The organism is Thioalkalivibrio sp. HK1, from assembly GCA_000583135.1.
GTDB lineage: Bacteria > Pseudomonadota > Gammaproteobacteria > HK1 > HK1 > HK1.
The window spans coordinates 14,206-34,721 of the sequence record JFBG01000037.1 but is presented as its reverse complement, the minus strand read 5'-3'; the positions used below and the strand labels follow the sequence as shown (position 1 = coordinate 34,721).

10 protein-coding genes are annotated in these 20,516 nt (G+C 55.0%); 5 read left to right on the top strand and 5 right to left on the bottom strand.

Annotated elements, in window-relative coordinates:
* The 3 genes from BF99_RS20720 to BF99_RS0110460 form a co-directional block, all read right to left on the bottom strand.
* Positions 1 to 3,507: Eco57I restriction-modification methylase domain-containing protein (locus BF99_RS20720; protein WP_051482873.1), on the bottom strand; the 3,507-nt coding region annotated here is incomplete at its 3' end.
* A 71-nt stretch (positions 3,508 to 3,578) separates the two neighbouring features.
* Positions 3,579 to 6,539, bottom strand: coding sequence for a helicase-related protein (locus BF99_RS0110465; protein ID WP_025770821.1), 2,961 nt, complete (start codon positions 6,537 to 6,539; stop codon positions 3,579 to 3,581).
* Entirely contained in the window at positions 6,536 to 11,875 is a 5,340-nt protein-coding gene (locus BF99_RS0110460; RefSeq protein ID WP_025770820.1) for a DEAD/DEAH box helicase, read from the bottom strand. Before BF99_RS0110460 ends, BF99_RS0110465 begins: the two co-directional genes overlap by 4 nt.
* A 578-nt stretch (positions 11,876 to 12,453) precedes the next feature.
* On the opposite strand from BF99_RS0110460, the gene BF99_RS0110450 reads away from it, so the two are divergent.
* The 4 genes from BF99_RS0110450 (at position 12,454) to BF99_RS22000 (ending at position 16,819) form a co-directional block, all read left to right on the top strand.
* A complete protein-coding gene (locus BF99_RS0110450; RefSeq protein ID WP_025770818.1) occupies positions 12,454 to 13,650 on the top strand; it encodes a CaiB/BaiF CoA transferase family protein in 1,197 nt (398 codons plus the stop codon).
* On the top strand, positions 13,647 to 14,504 hold the full coding sequence (locus tag BF99_RS0110445; RefSeq protein ID WP_081759216.1) for an enoyl-CoA hydratase: 858 nt from the start codon (positions 13,647 to 13,649) through the stop codon (positions 14,502 to 14,504). Before BF99_RS0110450 ends, BF99_RS0110445 begins: the two co-directional genes overlap by 4 nt.
* A gap of 123 nt (positions 14,505 to 14,627) precedes the next feature.
* Positions 14,628 to 15,707, top strand: a complete 1,080-nt coding sequence (locus BF99_RS0110435; protein ID WP_038098061.1) for a branched-chain amino acid aminotransferase — start codon at positions 14,628 to 14,630, stop codon at positions 15,705 to 15,707.
* 200 nt (positions 15,708 to 15,907) lie between these two features.
* Positions 15,908 to 16,819 carry a metallophosphoesterase gene (locus tag BF99_RS22000; protein ID WP_025770815.1) on the top strand — a complete coding sequence of 304 codons (912 nt, stop codon included), beginning with the start codon at positions 15,908 to 15,910 and terminating at the stop codon, positions 16,817 to 16,819.
* A gap of 390 nt (positions 16,820 to 17,209) precedes the next feature.
* On the opposite strand, the gene BF99_RS0110425 is transcribed toward BF99_RS22000, so the two are convergent.
* The gene (locus tag BF99_RS0110425; protein ID WP_025770814.1) at positions 17,210 to 18,256 is read right to left on the bottom strand and encodes an ankyrin repeat domain-containing protein; all 1,047 of its coding nucleotides are present in this window, start codon (positions 18,254 to 18,256) and stop codon (positions 17,210 to 17,212) included.
* Between the two features lie 456 nt (positions 18,257 to 18,712).
* On the opposite strand from BF99_RS0110425, the gene BF99_RS0110420 reads away from it, so the two are divergent.
* Positions 18,713 to 19,219 (top strand): hypothetical protein, encoded by a 507-nt coding sequence (locus tag BF99_RS0110420; protein ID WP_156013256.1) that lies wholly within the window; start codon positions 18,713 to 18,715, stop codon positions 19,217 to 19,219.
* A gap of 405 nt (positions 19,220 to 19,624) precedes the next feature.
* Here BF99_RS0110420 and BF99_RS0110410 read toward each other — a convergent pair whose 3' ends face one another.
* Positions 19,625 to 20,143 carry a MaoC family dehydratase gene (locus BF99_RS0110410; protein WP_025770811.1) on the bottom strand — a complete coding sequence of 173 codons (519 nt, stop codon included), beginning with the start codon at positions 20,141 to 20,143 and terminating at the stop codon, positions 19,625 to 19,627.
* Positions 20,144 to 20,516: the final 373 nt, after the last annotated feature.

The window sequence follows — 20,516 nt, the reverse complement described above, 5'->3', positions numbered from 1 at the left end:
TCGTTCGTTCGTTCGTTCGTTCTGATAGATAGATCTCTGCTCTATTATAGCAGATTCCACGCTAGGATTCTTAGGTATTTTTTCGGTTTTTTCGAGTCTTTTTTCCACTTCCCGGAGGTCCACCCAATACCTTGGTAGTATCACCGATTTCGGGTCTTCCTTTTCTTGTATGGTCGTCTGTCTTGGATGGCCAGATTTGATATTATCTTCGGAAACATCAAAAGTGGCGAAACGATGATCGTATTGAAAGAAGAGCTTTGCTTCGTACAGCGGTAGCCAGCATTCGTCGTCTTTGATAAAATGGTTGCCCTGTAGTTGGTATCCCTCGTTTTCCATATCCTTTCGGGTTTTGAAAAATTTCGAATCATTCGACATGTGAAACATGGTTGAAAGTTTCACTCCCCACGGATTACGATCGGGGATCGATCCCTTGCCTTCTTTTAGGAGAACTCCCCCTGCATTCCGGTAGATTTTTCGGGCGAGTTCCATATCTTTCCGAGTTCGAAAGGTCGGAGCGTTTTTCGTATTGGGGTTAAAGAGTTCGAAATCATCTTCAGTTAGAGAAAAGCGTTTTTCGTCATCTTTGAGTTGATCTGTACGATGTAAATAAAAAGCGAATTCAGAGTCGGATATCGGTAGATTCTCTCCGCTCAATGTCATAAGGCAAAATTTCATTTTGCTGGAGACGGCAGGGAATAATTTATCATGATTTTCGAAATCGAATAGACTGACAAGTCTTTTCTTTTCGATAATGTGTCGAAAGAAAACCTTCGTCGTATCATCGACCGCAATGCCGGTGGGTACGATCATACCGGATCTACCTTTCGGGCTGAGGGCTTGCAGTAAGAGTTCGGAAAAAGGTGCGTAGGTGTTGATATCACCCTTACCGGTGAGAGGGAAGCGATTGGAACTGAGGCAATAGAGGCTCGCAGATTCAGCATGACGCTTCGCCAAGATGAATTCTTGATAGAGTCTTCGATCAGCCGGTCGGGCGTCGTCTTCATTCAAGGCTTCGATCAGGCGTTTTCTCTCAGTTGAATTGCGAGCATTGGTAATCTTGGACGAGCGGCCGTCAAAGAATTTTTTCTCTTGCAGTTTGATACGCTTCCAAGGTGGATTACCTAGTATCACATCAAAGCCGCCGTCATCCAGGATGTGCCCGAATGCCAAGTGCCAGTGAAAAAATCGATTCTCTTTGGCGAGGGTGCTTGCGAGTCTTTCGGCCTCCACTCTTCGGGATCGTTCGTCTTCTTCGAGTCGATGTAAATCCTGGGTCAGTGGCACGCTATCCGGGTTGTCCTTGGTTTTTTTGGCGAACCACGCTGCAACATAGAGGTCGGCGCGTAATTTTTCCGGTTCTTGTTCTTTCAGCTGGGCTTTGCGGAGACGTCTTTTTTCTTCGATATCCTTTGATGTGTCTTCCGGCATTTCTTCGAGGGATCCCATTTTCGCGATCGGATCGGATGTGCCGGATGCATAGAGCAGGTCGCGTTGCTTCGATAACCGGTTTCTTCGTTTCAGATCCGCACAAACCGCTTTGTCATCCCCTGTCGATGCTTTATAGGCATCGTCCGGAATCGGTTCGTCCAAGACATCTTTGTCGAAAACCCCGATCAGGCTATCGCCCTCGAGGATATGAGAGTCGAGGAAGGTCAGCGGTTTGTCGGGGACCACCGCTTCCATCCACAGTGCCACTTTGCATAAGTCCACTGCCAGCGGGTTGCGGTCCACGCCGTAGATGCAATGTTGCACCACTTCTCGCAAGGCGCTTCGGCGAAGGTTCTCGTCCACCGTGTTGTCTTCCGATTCGAGGCGGGCGATTTCGATAGCCAAGCGGCGAGCGGCTTCGAGCAGGAAATGGCCCGAGCCGCAGGCGGGGTCGATGATCTTCAGCTGCAACAAGGCGGTGCGCGGGTCTTTGGGGTTTTCTTCGATGGTTCGTTGGATCACCGGCTCCAAGGTGGATTTGATCAGTTCTGCAACCAATGTGGGTGGGGTGTAATAGGAGCCGGTGAGTTTGCGATCGGAGCCGCGGGTGGTTTTGCCCTCGTCGTCGCTATCGTTGATGAAGGAGAATCGCCAAGGCAGGCTGTTGACTTCGACTTGCGGATGAAGTTCGAGCAGGCTTTCATAAACGGAGCCCAGTTCTTCGGTTCCCATGTCGCGGTAGTTGATGCGGACGAGGCTGTTTTTCGTTGCGAAGAAGGCGAGTTTGTGGATCGCTTCCAATAGATATTCGTTGGTGATGCGTGCGTTGTCGAGGTCGGGGCAAAAGGTATCGGAATCGGATGCCTTCGAGTCGGGGGCGAGATCGGCGTTCTTTTCGTAGCGAAAGAGGCCGCCCAAGGCCGGGAGCCCTAGATCGTCGATGCCTTCGCCAAGAGCGCGAAAGGTGATGCGAAGGCTTTGCCACAGGTCATGATGGTGATCGTAGTTGCGGCGGCGCCGGGCGAGGTCGCGCAGGCGGGCGATGCCGTAGCCTTGTTCGTAGATGGCGCGTTTTTCTTTGGGGGTGTTCGGTGGGTGCAGAAGGGCGCGCTCTTCGGCGGCGAAGAGGAAGAGCAGGCGGTAGACCAAGCGCAAGATCTGCTCGAAATAATGTCGCTCGGAGAGGTTCGGTTGCGCCGCTTCGATCATCGTCTCGTGAGCGGGCTCTTCCAGCGATTCGGGGCGCAGCCTCTTGCGCAGGGCTTCGTTATCGGAGTGTTGCAAGAAACCTTGGCCCAGCGATCGCAAGGCATCGGTGACTCCCTTGCGCAGGTCCGCTCGGACCCGTTCGCCGATTTCATGCGATTGATCCCGCCAGCCCTCGATGATGCATCGGTTGTTTTTTCCGCTTTCTTTGGTCGGGCGCAGGCGGCTATCGTGGGCCATCAACCAGAAGGCTGCGAAATCCGGTGTCAGATCTTCTTCGAAGATGAGTTCGAGGTCGATTTCGATATAGGCGGGGCGGGTGAGGCTGGCGTTATCTCGCAGCAGGCGAAACTTGGAGCCGTTGGAGACCGCTCCCCAAAGCGAGCGATCGGTGGCGTTGAGGTATTCCTGCATCAGATTATGGGGCGCCTGCCGGTTTCGGTGCTCGTTCCCGAAGCGTTTGTCGGCGCGGTCGAGTTCGAGTTCGAAATCCTTGACCAAGAGCAGGGGGACGGCGCCCTCGTGGGCTTGGTGGGTCAGGGGGAAGGTTCGCTCCTCGATATTGGTATCATCGAATTCGGTCAGCGTTTTATAGCCGAGCACGTCTTGTAGGAGGTTTCGATTCCATTGTTCGGTGATCTGTTCTTTATCGAGCCCTTCTCGCACTCGGCGCTCTTTATATTGCGTATGCAGGTCGCGGGCGATCAGCCAATAGCGGTCGATTTCCTGTTTGATGTCGAGCGAGCGGGAGAGATCGTAATCGGCGGCTTTTTGATCGGGGGCGTCCAATCTTGCGATTTTATGCAAGAACTCGGGCGAGAGGATGCCGCCCACGATCCGCAATGCGGCGAAACTTTGTAGGGTTTTATCCATGATTGATCCTTGGGCTCGCTCTTGATTCGTTCTTGGGATTGTTCTTGACTCATGCCCGACTCAAGATTGACTCATGCTTGCATGGGCATCAGGATATAAACCCCGATGATGTCGACCGGTTTGGAGGGTTTGACTTCATAGCGTCCCCGGGCGTCGCTCGCCGCTCGAACCCGGCGATGGTCGGCGAGCAGTTCCTTCGCTCGGTCTTCGGCGATGCGATCGAAGATCTTTTCTTTCTCGGCGAGCGATCCGATCTCTTGACGCAATAGATGGATTTTTTGCCCCTGTTCCATATTGCGTCCCGTTTCTTTATGCAGCAGATCCAAGGCATCCTTGCCGATTCGGGTTTCGATCTTGCCGGATGGGTCTTTGGCGATGGCAACGCCCAAGCACTCCTCGGCCAAGAGATAGGTTGTTGTTTGGTTTGCGTTCGCCTTTTGTCGGTGGGTGGTGATTTGGGTGCGAAGGCGAAGGAGGAAGACGACGGTGCGCTTTTCGATCCCTTTGGAGAAGAAGGCGCCGCTACGGGCACCGCCGAGGAAATCGTCTTCGTTCATCGTGCTTGATGGTGTCGATCCGGTGCGGTTGTCCAAGGCGCATTCGACGACATGCTCGGCAAGGGTCGATACCAGCGGATGGGTGCGGTGGATATGAAGCGTTCCCTTCGGGGCCGAGCCATCGAAGGCGATCTTGGGTTTGGCGGGCAATCCGGCATCTTCGAGGCGATCTTGCAGCGGCTTGGGCAGGTGCATCGTCGGCAATATACGATAGCCCCGACGCTCATCAAGAGGCGCTCCCAACCTTTCGGCGCATCGGTGCACGAAACGCTCCACATCCTCTTCGCCGCCCAAGGCGGTGGTCGCCTTTTGAAATTCGGGCAGCACTTCTTCGGGTTTGAGGGATTGCTGGGCGAAGACCGTGCGCCGGTGTCGCTCGCTGCTTTGCTTCCATTCCCGCTCGACATCGGCTTCGGTCTTTTCGAACAATGCGCTTTGCGATAGATGAGCGCGGGCGGAGAGCACCGCCTCCATCACCGCTTCGATCACTTTTGTGTTGTTGGTGGGCAAGGGCACCGAAATACCGAGTTCTTTGCGAATCATCTCCGCTTTGCGCAGGATCACACGCATGACCGCCCAGTCGACGGTATTGTTTTCGCCGTAGAGCATCAAGGTTCGTACCACCTTGGCGCTCTGGCCGAAGCGATCCACTCGTCCTTCTCTTTGCTCGTGGCGGGTGGGATTCCAAGCGAGATCGTAGTGAATGGCGGCATCGAAAAAACTTTGCAGATTGATGCCCTCGGAAAGGCAATCGGTGGCCACCAAAAGGGGTAGGGATGATACATCGCCTTCCTCTTCGCCCGTTGCATTGCCCAAAGCGTCGATGCGCTCTTTTCGCTGATCCGGGGTCAACTCTCCGGTGATGATATCGACGCGGAGTTTTTTCCCGGCCTTGGTTTTCAACCCTACTTTCAAGGCTTCGCCGACATAGTGCGCGGTGGCGATATAGCGGCAGAAGATGACCGGCCGAAAGCCATCGTCGATCAGCGAGGTGATCTCATCGATGAGTTTTTTCAGTTTCGGATCTCGATCGGGTCCGCGTAAATGACGGGTGCGTTCGATCAGGCTTCTCAAAGATTCGATATCTTGTTGTCTATCATGTTGCATATCATCTTGCGTATCGGCAATATCCCCCGCCGGTGCGGTTTCGCTGAGGCTTAGGGAGTCGTCATCCGATTCGTCCAGGACCATTTCCATGCCTTTTCGGTCGGTGGCATCGACTCGATCTTTATCGCTTGCACCCTCGGGGGCTTGTAATTTGGTTTTCAGCGCTTGCTCCGCCGCTGCCGGGCTCGACGAAGCGCAGCGCAGCAAGGCCAGAGCGGCCCACCAAGACATGCGTCTTTGTAGATCCGTGCCCCCTTCGCTGCGGCGAACGATGGTGCGGGCATAGTTCAGTACTTCATCGAAAAATCCGCTCCAATCGCCGGAGAGTCGGTAGGTGGTCTCTCGGCTTTCTCGTCGGGGAAAGCCTGCGTTATCGTCCTTCCATTCGTCTATATCCGCGCGGCGACGTTGGATGAAATGTAAGGCGAGAGCTTCTCGCAGGTTTTTTCGATCATCGCCTTTATCGGGTTCCGCAAGCGGGGTGAACTTTTGATCCAACAGGCCTAGAAGATTTGCAAAGGCTTGTTGGTCGCCGGAGTGAGGGGTGGCGGTCAACAACACCATGCCTCGGTCTTGTTTTTCGGCGAGTTTTTTGACCAGTTCATAGCGCCGATGACGGGTCTTGCCCGCACCCGATCGCACGCAGGCGTGGGCTTCGTCGATGATGACGAAGTCGGGGCAAGCGCGCAGGAATTCATCGCGGCGTTTATCTTGCTTGATATAGTCGAGGGAGACGATGGTGAAGGGGATAACATCGAAGATCGATTCGCCGGCGGACAGCAGATCGCGCTCGAGCCGGGTGACGGTGCCGGTGCGAACCACCTCGGCACGGATGTTGAATTTCTCTTCGAGTTCGCTTTTCCATTGCTCGCAAAGATGAGGCGGGCAAAGCACCGTGAACTTTTCGATCTCGCCGCGCTCGATCAGTTCTTTGGCGATCAATCCGGCTTCGATGGTTTTGCCGATACCGACATCGTCGGCGATCAACAAGCGGGTGGTTTCCATCTTGAGCGCCATCAACAAGGGGGCCAGTTGATAGGCGCGGGGGTCGAAATGGAGTTTGCCGAAACTGCGAAAGGGTCCGGCGCCCGAGCGCAATTTGAGTTGCAAAGCATCGCGCAATAAGAGCGCGGCCTCTTTGGATCCGGGCTTGTGTTTTTCGGGGTTCGGCGGGGGGAAGACGGCCTGCTTCGGCGCTTCGCTTTCCAGCGGTAGATAGATCAGCGTCGCATCTTTTTCCGATCCGCTAAGCGGTCGCAGCCGTAGGAGATTCTCCCGGTCTTCATGCTCGGCGCTCGGCAATACCACCCATTCTCGGCCGCGGGCTTCGACCAATGCACCGGGCGTGAAGGAAGCCCTCTCGCTCATCGTTTTTCTCCCCCGTCATTGCCTTGGCCGAAGACCCAAGCATGTTCGTCGATGATATTGGGCCATGTCGCTTTGTCGGCGGGAAAGCGCACGACCGTGTAGCCTGCACTTTCGAGCCTGCGGTTGATGTCGGCGTCTTTTTGCTGTTGTCTTTGTTTATCGTGGTGCGGGCCGTCGATATAGATCAGAACTTGCAAGGCGATATAGGAGAAATCGGGGCGGGTGCGGATATCTTCCAAGTATTGTTGGGCCTTGTCGGGAAGGTGATAGCCGTGGGCTTTGATAAAGTCCAGCCAAGCATGCTCCAAACCCGAGGTGGAGATATTGCGCATTTCCTGCAAGGAATCGGCGTCGCTTGATGAATCGCTCGATGGATGATCTTCGGTATTGTCGTCGCAGCGGCTCAGGCGGCAGAGCAGGTCGATCATTTCCGGTCTTTTTCGGTCGATCATCCCGTGATCTTGTTGATTCGAATAACTTAGCAGGCAGCGATAGCAACCGGCTTCGCATTCTTTTTCCAGTTTATCTTTCAAGTTATCCGCCGTCTCGTCGCCCCGCCAATCGCCCGATGCCGGTTCGTAGTGGCAGATTTCAAGGGCCTTGCGTGCCACCTTTCGTAGGGCGCTTCTTTCTTTGACCAGGCGCGTCAGGACACCGGCTCCGCCTTCGGAAGCCTCGTAGAACAAGATGGTTTTATGGTTGTTTCGATCCGGTAGCGCCTCCACCGCCAACTCCTGCTCCTCCAACTGAAACTCCTGCTCGATCCCCCGTTTGAGGGCATATTGCAAGGAGGGCATCATGTCGGAATCGATGGAATCATCCGAGCGGATATGAACGATCAAGGCGTTGCGGGTATCCTCGACGAAGGGGGTGATGCGTTGGGAATATTTATTTTCCTTCGTCGTATCGTCGGAAGTTTCGGTGCCTTGATCGCTATCTTTGCTGCCCGCCCATTCGCCGGTGGCGGGGTCCATCGCAAAGCCGTGGATGGATTTATTTTCCCTTCGCCGCCATCCGAGGTTGATACGCCACAGCGTTGCCGCTTGGCCGTATTTGAGCCCCAGCAAGGGCTTGCCTTTTTCCGAGATCTTGATGATCGGCTTTTTATCATCCTGCTCGTTGAAGCAAAAGGTGGTGATCATCTCGTAGCCTTGACGCTGACGCTCTTCTTCGTCGGAGTTGATGCGAAAGGCGCGCCGGGTCGAGACCTGATCGATAGAGTGAAGGTTGATGATCGATATCCCGTCGGCGAGCGAGGCATTACAGCTGACGCAGCGTTCGTGCTCGAATCGATCGCCGGAATGCCGGTAGCCGCATTGGGGGCAAAGTCTTGCCGTTTTTGTGCCGAGCTTCGCCGATGTTCTTACCTGAGTATCGTCTTGGGGGGAGATGATCGCGCGCCGGACCCGATAGGTATTCCCTTCGTGGTAGATGATCGATTGGGGGCCGAATTCGGAGAGCCCCAGGAAACGGGGGCGGGTGAGGTATGAGCCATCATCTTTTTCCCTTCCTCGTTCCACTTTGCCGGGAATAAATGCCATCAAGGGCAAGCGCGGGAAGTTATAGCCGGGTAAAAAGCCCTCGGCCGCAAGGTATCGGTAGGTATAGAAATCCGAATTGACGCGCGATTTCTTCTCACGAAGTAGATTTAGCTGATTAAGAGCGTCGTCATGCCGATTTTTTGCATCCTTGATTTCCCGATCGAGAGACGCGGAATTGTAGAGGATATCTTGGTTGAATCGCATCTGTTTCATGGTCGCTCGATAGAGCGAGCGCCAACGTTTGAACGATTTATCGAAACGATGATATGCCGAGGAGATGGCATTTTCGATCCATGAATCGGTGCACCAATTGGCGGAGAAAGACTCGGGATGTGCCTTCATCCCCTCGACGATACGTCGGGCGCGGTCCAACGCATTCTTCTTGACCTTGGAAGCATCGAGGCTCTCGCGGATATCATCACGGGGAGGGATGCTCTCCTGCTCGAGATCGAGCGTCTCGCAGACGGAGCTATCCAATTGGGTGTTGCTTTCGGCCAGCCATAGCGCGTGCAAGTGGCTGCGAAGAAGTTCTTCGTTGGCGAGATCGATGGTCGGGGGATTGACGACACCGGCGGCCATCTTCGTCGGATCGGAGAAGAAATATTGATCGTGGGGCGATCTGGCGGCGCAATAGGTGATGATCAGCGCCGGTTGTCCGCTGCGCCCGGCTCGGCCGCTGCGTTGGGCGTAGTTGGCGGGGGTCGGCGGTACATTGCGCATGTAAACCATATTCAATGTTGAAATATCGACACCCAATTCCATCGTCGGTGAACAAAAAAGAACCGGCAGACCCTTGACGGTTTCCGATGGTTTGGGACCTGATTTTTCCTCGCCCATCCCCAAGCGAAAGCGTTTTTCCCGCACTTCTCGGTCTTCGGCACCGACTTGCGCCGTATGCTCTCTGGCTTCCAACCGATGAAAGAAGTGCTCTTCTTCGGATGTCAGTAATTCTTTGACGTTCATATAGAGATCGCGAAAGAAAACATTGGCTTTTTTCGCTTGATCGGAAGAGGACTTTTCGGGATCGGCTCGGGGTTCGTCTTGATATTCACCTTGAGATTCTGAGTCCGATCTCCATTGGAGAATCGAGGAGTCGATGCGATAACCGGTTCGAGCGTCGTCGATTTTGGAGGGCTCGACATAACCGTAAGTCGTCAACACTTCGAGGATATCGTCGATCACTTCGTTATAGGTATCTTCGCCGAATCCCTGTTGAGGGGTGTCCCAACGCTCTTTCTTTTTCAGCCAGTTGCCGAAACGAGAGCGAGACGAAATATGAAAAAGATCGTCTTGATTCTTTCTTCTGCCGGATTGATTCGATCTCGGAATCATGCGTTTGGAAGAGATCAGATTCTCGCCTTCCAATAATCCCCAGGATTCCAGCAGACTGTTATAGGAGCGATTGCGGATTTGCTCTTGGTGGTCCTGATCCAGATAGATTGTCTTGATACAAAGTTCCTCTCGCATCCGATCCAAGAGTTTTTCGATGATGTCATGGCGTTTTTCCGGGGAGAGATTCGCCAGCAGTGGATGCCTTTTGCCCCATTCGTCTTCGTCTTGGCAGCATTCCATCAAATTCCGATATCCGACTTTGAGCAAGTGCAGTTGCTCGAGATTCGGATTGGTGATGCGCCATCCCCGTTTCAGATCGAAATACAATCGATAGCCGAGCACATCCCGTAAGGCTTTGATGGTGCTGTCGGCTTGGAAGCCCTTGGTATCGGGGTTGGAGGCATAGTCTTGGGGTTCGAGCCTTAGATGATCGAAGACCCCTTGCGTCAGGGATTCGTCGGTCAGCGCTTGCTCTTCGCTGCGATCGATGGCCGCCAAAAGGGCGGATCGAAGTAATAGAACCTGAATGAAGTCGTTGAAGTGACCGGCTTGCAGGCTCGCATCCTGTCGGTTATCGGTAAAGGCGAGCAGTTTTTTCGTTTCTTCGTCGAGATCTTCGCTGTCGATCAGGCGCTTGAGGGAGGAAAGCGTCAATACCGTGGTGGCGGAACTGCGGCCTTCGCTCGATAGGGCGGAGAGTTTGCTCAACTCTCCTTTGCGCAAAGGATAGTGGGCTTCGCAATCAGGATTGAGACAAAAACGAAAGGCTTTTTCGATGAACCATGCCGGCAATCCATCCGGGGAAGGATTTCCCAAGGGGTCGACTCGGATTTGGATCGGCTCGTATTTTCGATAGCTCGGTTTGACCCGGATTCGATCGCGGAAGGTTTCGAGCCACGCATCGGGATAATGCCGCTCCGGGAATGCGGGATCGAATCGACCCTCGCTATCGGGCATCAGATAACCCCAAGTATCCTCTTCGTCCTCTTTTGAATAATCCGGAAGATCTCGAGGTTTGATTTCGCTCGGCCGTTTATTTTCCATCCTCGTTCGAACCGGAAAGTATTCTTGACCGCATTCGCGACAAAAGCATAGAGGGAATAAAAGCCGCTTACGATCACCCGGTGCGAATTTCTGCCCTTCGGTGGTGATATGGCGCTCGCCTTGCGCTTGCAGCGTGGAATAGGCGCTCCAAGCCCCGCTGATGAATTGATGCAGGCGAAAGGCGAAAAAATTCCGTCCTTCTTCGTTGCGGGTTTTATAGGATTCGAGCAGGAATTTCGATAGATAATCATGGCACAGCGCTTTATCCAAGCCGCTTTTCTTTGCAAGAATATCGGCGGCATCGGTGATCGAAAGGGGGCGGGGGATGCGGATGAATCGACCGTCCTCCTCTTTTTTCAAACCGAGATTGTGTTCTATCCACCCTGCAATCGGATGTTTTAGGAGAGCGCTATAGGATGCTCCTTCGGGCACGCCCTCTTCGATGGCCCGGGCGAGGGTCGACGGATCATCCACTATCCGAGTGATGGGGTTCAATGTTTCGGAGATCACCTGATCGGGTTCGACTCGGGCGCCGAAGAGTTTGGTCGCCACCTCGCAGACCGTTCGGTTGCGCTCTTGTCGAGTGCCTTCCGAGGCCATGGTCGCGGAGGTGCCGATGCAGATCAGATCTCGATTGAAACGATCCCTTACCCGACGCACCAGCATCGCGACATCGGCTCCTTGTCGTCCGCGATAGGTATGCAACTCGTCGAGCACCAGATAGTTTAACCCTTGGGCGTGCTTTCGAACCGCTTGGTCGGTATCGACGAAGCGGGTCATCAGCAGTTCGAGCATGACGTAATTGGTCAGTAGAATATCCGGCGGATTCTTGGCGATCTTTTCTCGCTCTTCCGATGATTCCTGCCCGGTATAGCGAGCGAAGGTGACCGGCTCTTTTCCTTGTTCATAGCCATGGCATAGATATTTTTCCAACTCTTGGTACTGGCTGTTGCAAAGGGCATTCATCGGATAGACGACGATGGCGCCGATGCCTTTATGACTCGTTCCTTCTTTTTTTCGCCGCAAAATATCGTCGACGATGGGGATGAAATAGGCCAGCGATTTACCCGAGCCGGTGCCGGTGGTCAAAACATAGGCCTTATTCTCTCGGGCGAGATGGATGGCATCGGTTTGATGGCGATGAAGCTTAAGTTCCTTGCCGATATCATCTTTCGAGCGCTTGATGCGGAAAATTCGCTCGCATTCCGGTTCGAGAAGACCCTCGGCGACCAACTCCGAAAGGGTGCCGCCCGATTCGAAGTTGGGGTTGATCTGAATCAGCGGTTCGGGCCAAAACTTTCCCTCTTGATAGGCTTTGTCGATCTCCGATGAGATATCTTGAGCCTTGATTTTGGTAAAACTACGAGAAAATCCCTCGTATTCTTCGATGATTTCTTTGCGCAGTTCAAAGACGTCCACTTGATTGACCGCTCCTGATCGTTTGACGCGTTTGACATCGGGGCTATCGAAGGTGCCGATTTCGCCGCCACCGAGCGCGCACCGTCCATCCGGACGTCTTCCATCGGGGCATGCTCCATCCGATGATCGAGCCGATTCGACGCCGAGACTCGCCGATTCGCTCGGTGCTCACCCGTGCATCGTGATCCTTAGCCTTACGGGGTCGATGGGCGATGGCGGGCCTCATTTTATCCCCCAATCTCGAAAATAGGAAAGCCATCGTGATACTCGCCTTCGGCCGAGCGTGCCCCCTTCGTTCTCGGGCGAGATGGAATTTCGTATGAAAATCAATCACTTATAGATCCAAAAGTAGGCCCTCGATCCTCTTCGAAGTCTTTGAAAAAACGAAAAAGACAAGGTATCGCATTCACCGATGAGCCTTCTTTTATCTCCCGGTAGCAGCGGATTCGAAGCGACCCCTCGGGAGCATCGTCAAGATAAAGGATGCTTGCGATCGAGGGTGATATATCATCAGGGGATCGGGTCTCGAATCTCGGTGCGCCATCGAGCGGGGGCAGTGTGCGGGGGATTTTGCTGTCATGAACGATCGAAACGGGGTGAAAATGCCGCTTTCGCGCTTCAAAGTGCTCGATATCACGCGGGTGCGAGCGGGGCCGACGGCGGTGCGCCAGTTGGCGGATTGGGGCGCGGATGTCATCAAGATCGAAGCGCCGGCGGCATTTGACAAGGCCAAAGGGATGGGCGGGGCGAGGCACGGGCCGGATTTTCAGAATCTGCACCGCAACAAGCGCAATATGACATTGAATCTCAAAAGCCCCGCCGGCCGCGAGCTGTTCATGCGGATGGTTCGCCAAGCGGATGTGGTGATCGAAAACTTTCGCCCGGATGTGAAGACCCGCTTGGGGGTCGACTACCCCGCTTGTCGGGAGGTCAATCCGCGCATCGTCTATGCCAGTGTTTCGGGCTTCGGGCAAAGCGGCCCGTATCGGATGCGTCCCGGTTTCGATCAGATCGCGCAAGGGATGGGAGGGCTGATGCGGATTACGGGCACGCCCGGGCAAGGGCCGATGCGGGTCGGGGTTCCGATCGCGGATCTGGCGAGTGGTCTTTATGCCGCCCTCGGGATCATGGTCGCCCTGTTGGAGCGCGAGGAAAGCGGCGAGGGGCGCTGGGTGCATACTTCCTTGCTCGAAGCGCAAGTTGCGATGCTGGATTTTCAAGCGGCGAGGTGGATCATCTCGGGCGAGGTTCCGCCGCAAGCCGGCAACAATCATCCCACCAGCATTCCCACGGGGGTTTTCGATACCGCCGACGGCTGCATCAATATCGCCGCCAGCGGGGACGAGATGTGGCGGCGTCTTTGCATGGTCTTCGAAGACGATGCCTTGATGAACGATCCTTTATATGCGAGCGGGGAGGCGAGATCGGAAAATCGCGATTCGCTCAATCGGAAGATCGCCGAGCATTTGAAGAAGGGGACTTGCGCGCAGTGGATCGAACGGCTCAACGAGGCCGGCATTCCCTGCGGTCCGATTTATTTCATGGACGAGATGTGGGCGGATGCGCAAATCGAGCATCTGGCGATGAAAACACCCACGCAGCATCCGATTTTGGGCGAGGTGAATGTGGTGCGCAATCCGGTGAATATCGAGGGCGTGCCTTGCATCGATTACTCCCATACGGCGGAGCGGGGTGAGCATACCGACGAAGTTTTGGGCGAGTTCGGATTGACCGAACAGGAGATAAAGGATCTGAAAGCGGAGGGTGTTTTATGAATGCTTACGATGCTTCGGCCGATGTCGTGGCCGCCGATTCTCCGTCGGCGCCGGTGGCGGTGCCGGTTTCGACCGATCGGATCATCGCGGAAAAGGCGCAAGGGGTGGGTCGGCTGCGCCTCAATCAGCCCGAGAAGCGCAATGCCATCTCCTATTCGATGTGGTTGGGGATCGTCGAGGTGATGAAAGCCTTCGAAGACGATCCCGAGGTCCGGACGGTGGTGATATCGGGGGAGGGCGGGCGCGCCTTTTCGGCCGGGGCGGATATTTCCGAGTTCGAAAAAAATCGCTCCACCGCGGATCAGATCGAGGTCTATAACCACGCCACGCACATCGCCTATCAGACCATCACTCGTTTTCCCAAGCCGGTGATCGCGCGCATCGAGGGTTTTTGCGTCGGCGGGGGCATGGCGGTGGCGTTATGCGCCGACTTGCGAATCGCCACCGACGATTCGACCTTCGGCATTCCGGCGGCCAAGCTCGGCTTGGGGTATTCGCACGAGCATCTACGACCGCTGGTGGATCTCGTCGGGCCCTCTTTCGCCAAGGAGATCCTTTTCACCGCCAAGCGCTTTTCCGCCGCCGAGGCGCAAGGGATGGGGCTGGTCAATCGGGTGGTGGCCCGCAGCGACATCGAGGCTTTCACGCTCGATTATGCGCAGACCATCGCAGATAATGCGCCGCTGACGGTGCGCGCTTGCAAGATGTCCATCTCGGAACTGACGAAGGATCCCGACGAGCGCGATCTCTCGCTTTGCCGGGAGATGGTCGATGCCTGTTTTGCCAGCGAGGATTACAAGGAAGGGCGCGCCGCCTTCGTGGAAAAGCGTCGCCCGCGTTTTCGAGGATGCTAGATTTTCGAATCCGATCCATCGGGGATCGATTCTTTTCAGAACTCTCGATCCGTCGATCGATACTCGCTCTTTCCTCTCGCCTTTTTTCTTGACACATGTTTTTTTGACACGGATACCGCACGCATGTCAATTCTCTCCGATCTGCAAATCGAACGCGTTGCCCATAGCCGCCGGGAATCGGTGGATTACGATGCGTTGAGTTTCGCCGGCCCTTTCTCCGATCACATGTTCAGCATGGAGTGGGAGGCCGGTCGATGGCAAAATCCTCGCATCATGCCCTACGCTCCGCTTTCGATCGAGCCGGGCAATGCCACGCTTCACTATGGTCAATCCGTTTTCGAGGGGTTGAAAGCCTTTCGGGGGGTGGATGCAAAAGTGCGGATCTTCCGCCCTGATCGCAATGCCGAGCGCTTGCGGCAATCCTGCGAGCGGCTTTGCATTCCGCAGGTGGATAGCGGGGTCTTCATCGAGGCGGTGGAGCGCATCGTCGAGATCGAAAAGGATTGGATCCCCGAGCGGCGCGGCGAGTCTCTTTATATCCGTCCTTTGATATTTGCCGACGAGACGCATTTGGAGGTACGCCCCTCCCTCCGCTATCGAATGTTGATCCTGACGAGTCCGGTCGGTTCTTATTTCGATCGCAGCAGTCCGGCGGTGACCTTGAAGGTCGAGGATGTCTATACCCGCTCCGCTCCCGGGGGCACCGGGGCGGCCAAGACCGCGGGCAACTACGCCGCTAGCCTCTATCCGGCGGCGCTCGCCCGCGAAGAGGGATATATGCAGGTGCTATGGCTCGACGGGGTCGAGCATCGCTATATCGAGGAAGTGGGGGCGATGAATATTTTCTTTTCCATCGACGGCAAGATCATCACCCCCGAATTGCGCGGAACGATCCTGCCCGGGGTTACTCGCGATGCGGCGATCGCCCTTTTGCGAGAAAACGGACACGAGGTGATCGAGCGTCGCATCGCGATCGACGAGATCGTCGAGGCCTCGCAAAAGGGCAAGCTCGACGAGGCCTTCGGAGCGGGTACCGCGGCGGTGATCTCGCCGGTGGGGACTATGGCTTATCGGGGCGAGGAAATTCGCGTCAACGCCAATGCCTCCGGGCCCACCACCCAATGGCTCTATGACCGCATCACCGGCATTCAGCTCGGCGAAGTCGACGATCCGCATCGGTGGTGTCGGGTGTTATCAATATAAAAACGCGGGGTTTTCGAGGCGCTAAGGTCTAGGCGCTAAGGTCGAAGTCCAAGGATTTCGGCGGGGGTTCGATTCGTATCGAGGTTCGATACCCGCAGGCGAGCGAATCGACGGCGAGATCATCGACGGCAAGCCCGCCCGCTTTAGCAAAATGCGAACCCGCTTAGCGGATCGGAAAATTCGAAGCGCCGGAATTCGATATGAATGATTTGATGCGAGGCGCCTTGCGGGAGTCGTCGAGCCGGGCGAGCCATTTACCGTCCCCGATGATGTCCGCAGGCACCGATGCGGTCTTGCATCTTCCGATCAACGAGAGCGGGCGCGATATCGTGATCGGGGATGTGCACGGTCAAAGTGCCGCATTCGAACGCCTGCTCGATCGCTTGGAGGTCGATCTCGATGGCGGCGATCGATTGATCTTGCTCGGCGATCTGGTGGATCGGGGAGAGGATTCTTGGGGCATGATCGATTGGTATGCACCGCAACCCTCGGTCTTCGTGCTTCGGGGCAATCATGAGCAGATGCTGATCGATGCCGCCGATCCGCAGTGGATGAATCTTTGGCGCCATAACGGGGGCGCTTGGCATGAAACCCCGCCCGAGGGCGAGGGGACGAGCCCGCTCATCGACGAATCTCCCGATGATAGTTCGCGTGATACTTCGTGGCCCGCCATCGATCGCATCCGGCAGCATTGTCTTGCGCTTCCCTTCGCCATCGCCATCGAGCAAAAAGATGCCGATCCGGTGGTCTGTGTGCACGCCGAGATCCCGAACGGCTGGTCTTGGCCGGATTTTGCCCAAGTCTTGGAAGAGGAGGATTCGGCTTGCGGCAGGCAAGCGCGGCTTGCGGCGCTATGGGGGCGTTCTCGAATCAACAGTGCTTATGGGTGCGAAATGCCGGTGGCGGGGGCTGCGCTTTGCATTTATGGTCATATACCGATCAGAGAAGTCCAGCATCAGGCGAACTGCTTGTGGATCGATACCGGTGCGGCCTACCCGAACAACTATCGATCGGCCCGCATCACCGCCGTGCAGGTGCAAGGCGGAGGGTTCGAAGAGCCGATCAGCGAAGGGATTGTCAAAGCCCCCCGCTTTTCGGATGGCGTCTCGTAAGGCGTTTCGTAATCTGCGATATCGGATGCAGGCTTTGCATTGCCGAAAGACGGGAGGTTGTCGAGGATGCTCCCGGTTTTGATAAAAACGCTCGATAGGCGCTCGATAGGCGATCGATAGGCAAGGGGGTGTCTCCTCGCCCCGGAAGTTATCAGGAGTACCAATCAAGATCTGATTCAAGACCTGATTTTATGGAATAGCGAAAGTATTTCATGGCCAATCGCTAAGCAATGGGCAAGCCGATTCGACTCCAAAGCCATTGACGGCAAGGTGCAAATGCGAAAGGTGGGGCGATTGGGTAGGATGATTCGATGATCCGAAGTCGAAGCGATGGGATTCCAAGCGCGGGCCAAACGCTCGCGCTAGAAATCCCATCGACGGTCTCGTCTTTCACTCCATGCTGATTGCGGTGGAGTTCATCGTGAAGATCGAATCCCCTTTTCTGATATCGTCGGTTACATAAACCATGAAGGGATTGCTCGAACTGACCTGACAGGAATACCAACCCTTGGCGTTACCGGATGACGGAAGATCTGCACCGGTGCTCGTACTGGCGCTAGCACTGGCATTAGCACTGGTGCCGGTATCGGTACTATCGCTGACGGCGACGATATGCTTGTGCAAGCGCTTGACCGTGCCCGCCTCGATCGTCGTCCGGGATGCGGCAGCATCGTCGACACATCTGAATTCCGTATCCCTGCAATGTTGGCTCTCGTCGGCGAAGCATCGGAAGTGAACATAAGGAGTGCTGGTATCTCCATAGTAAAACCGAACGGTGGCCTCCTGGTGAGTGGTGTCGTCTTCGCTCAACCGATAGGCAGTCATATTTTCCTTCCCCGAAATTGCAATGGACCAAACTTGAACCGTGATTCGCCGTGGGCTATGCAAAGCGCAATCAAGCGCTCCGGTATCGTCGCTTGCACCGACGAGCGATTTCAACTCGCTCGACGATAAGGATAGCGTGGCTTTCTTGGCGATCGACCCGGTGGTGGTCTTGTTTCTTTGTTTTTCCAAGTCCCCGATCCAGCCTTGGAACCGATTGCCGCCATCGTCGAAGCAGTTGAGATAGACGCGGCATTTTTTGCTATCGTCGCATAGGATGCGCATGGAGGTATCGGCACCGGCGGTTGATAGATTCCTCACCGCATACGCCTTGATCGGCCAATGGACACCCGGGTTTTCGACCATCGCTTTGATATTGGCGTTGTCGTTCATTTTATTGGCTCTTTGTCCGGCGCTGTTTTTCACTCGGTCATCCGCCCCGACTTCGAGCAGTGCGTGAATGGCGTCCGTATCGCCTTTTTTCGAGGCGAGATGCAAGGGGGTGTTTTCTTTCGCATCGAGAGGGTTCCATGATTTCGAGGAACGACACTTGCGCTGTATCCGATGCGGCCGAAAGAGCGACGGCGTCGCTTCGAAGACGCCGTCGGCGATCACCGTCGGCTACGGAAAACCGGAGAAGGGTGGCGATATGATGTCTGTAATTCGGGGGGCTGGTGTTTTCCCGTATAAGTACCAAATCTAAGCATGCTTGCTTGGTATGAATCATCATCCGGAGCGAAATTGGATTTCGTAAATGATGATCCCGTAGGATACCGAGATCATATAGGTCAGTTTGAATGCCCATACTACAGTCTATCATTTCATACTGTTTGCCTGTAGGCAATGCTTTTTTTCGATATTCGATGACTTCGTGATATACGAATAATTTTGAATCTCATTCAGATATTTAAGTGTATAAAGACTTTATCGAGAAGGCAAGGGCTTGTGGCATTGTGGGGCTATCGAGATACTCGTGATATGGATGCGAATTGCGATATAATTGATTCATCGGAAATGATCGATCGGGCACTGTTTTCATGGTAGGATCGACTTTGTGGCCACCGATTGGCGTTGGCGAGAAACGAATACGAGGAAAAGACGATCATGAGCGCCGGTGATATCAATGGCAAAGAAGCCATCGAGGAAATCGTGAACATCGTGATGGAGAAGGTCCAAGAGCGAGAAAAGGCTCGAGATGAGGCTTTGATAGCCAAGATCAGGACCGAGTTCAGAACCGAGCTCAAAGCCGAGAATGAAAAGCGCGATAAAGCGTTGCGCCAAGATATGGAGGCTCGAGACCAAGCGTTGCGCCAAGATATGGAGGCTCGAGATCAAGCGTTGCGCCAAGATATGGAGGCTCGAGACCAGGCGTTGCGCCAAGATATGGAGGCCCGCGACAAAGCGTTGCACCAATATATCGAGACTCGCGACCACAAACTGATGCTTGCCATAGAAAAAGGCGGGATCAATGTGTGGAAAAGTTCGGTGCAGTGGGCGACCGGTACCGCCGTGACCGCATCGGGCCTTGTCCTTGCCGTCGGAATATTGGTTGCGCAGATCATCACCCGATCCCCTTAGAGGCTATACCGGATTCGAGTTCGATCCTACTTGGTTCTCTTTGAATTTTCGCTGTCGCATCCGCTTTTTGGCAGGCCCGCTCATTGCGGGCTTGTCTTCTTTGCGGGTATCGCTTTTATCGACGGTGAAGACGATCTCCTTGGATATTCTCGATCTCGGTCGATCCTCCTCTTGCGCAGCCGCCGAAAATCGATGGTTGCACAAGCCTTGCGAGCATCCTCAGGTACCGCCGATGATGGTGGGGTGGCTCGAAGGAGGCTCCCCCGACCGTCATGTCGGTTTTTCGTTCGGGGGGGCGATCGGCCTTTGTTCCGGATGCTTGTGGACAAGGCTTTGTCCTTTACGAGTCGGGCTCGGATCTCCGCCCGCATGCGATTTTGCCGGATATCGACTCGATAGCGAGATTCAATAATCGATCAGATCGTCGACCGCATGGCCGGTTTTCGGGATCAAGAAGGTGCGCTCGCAGGAGAGAAATTCCGTGCCGTCGGCTTTATGTCCGATAGTGCGGGCGCTGACGATTCCTTGGGTGGGGCGGGAAGCCGATTCCCGTTTGGAGAGAATTTCGCTGCGGGCATAGATGGTATCGCCCACGAATACCGGGGCGATGAGCCGAATGCGATCCCAGCCGAGATTGGCGATGGTTTTTTGGGAAAGGTCGCTGACGCTCATGCCGACCACCGTCGATAGCGTCAGGCAGGAGTTGACCAGCACCCTTTGGAACTCGCTCTTGGCGGCGTATTCACGATCGAAATGCAGTGGATGCTGGTTCATCGTCAATAAAGTGAACCAAGTGTTGTCGCTTTCGGTGATCGTGCGTCCCGGGCGATGCTCGTAGATATCCCCGATCTCGAAATCCTCGTAATAGCGACCGAAGGATTCGCGGAATCTTTTCTCTCCCACGATTTTGCGAACGACGGACATGGTGGACTCCTTGGGATCGGATATTTTCAGGTCGAAATGATCGAAACGCCCCCTCGCCGGGCTCTTTGCCTACAAGCGGCGAGAGCGCAAGCGCCCGAGTGCGCCGGCGAATAGGGAGGGTTCCGAGGCGAAATTCTCGCCCGATGATATCCGATGCCGCCTTTTTCGCTACGATCACCCCCGCCCGCTTGCGCATACCCGCCTTCGAAAGGTGCTTGGCCGCACTCTCGGCGGCTCTTCGAGGGATGCGCCGCTCCGCCGCCGGTGGGAAAATGACGAGCCGGCGATATCAAGAGCGGGCTTTTGGCACTATCGCTTGGGGGGCGTATCGCTTGGGTAGGTATGCACTTGCACGATCCTTCGCATCGAAGTC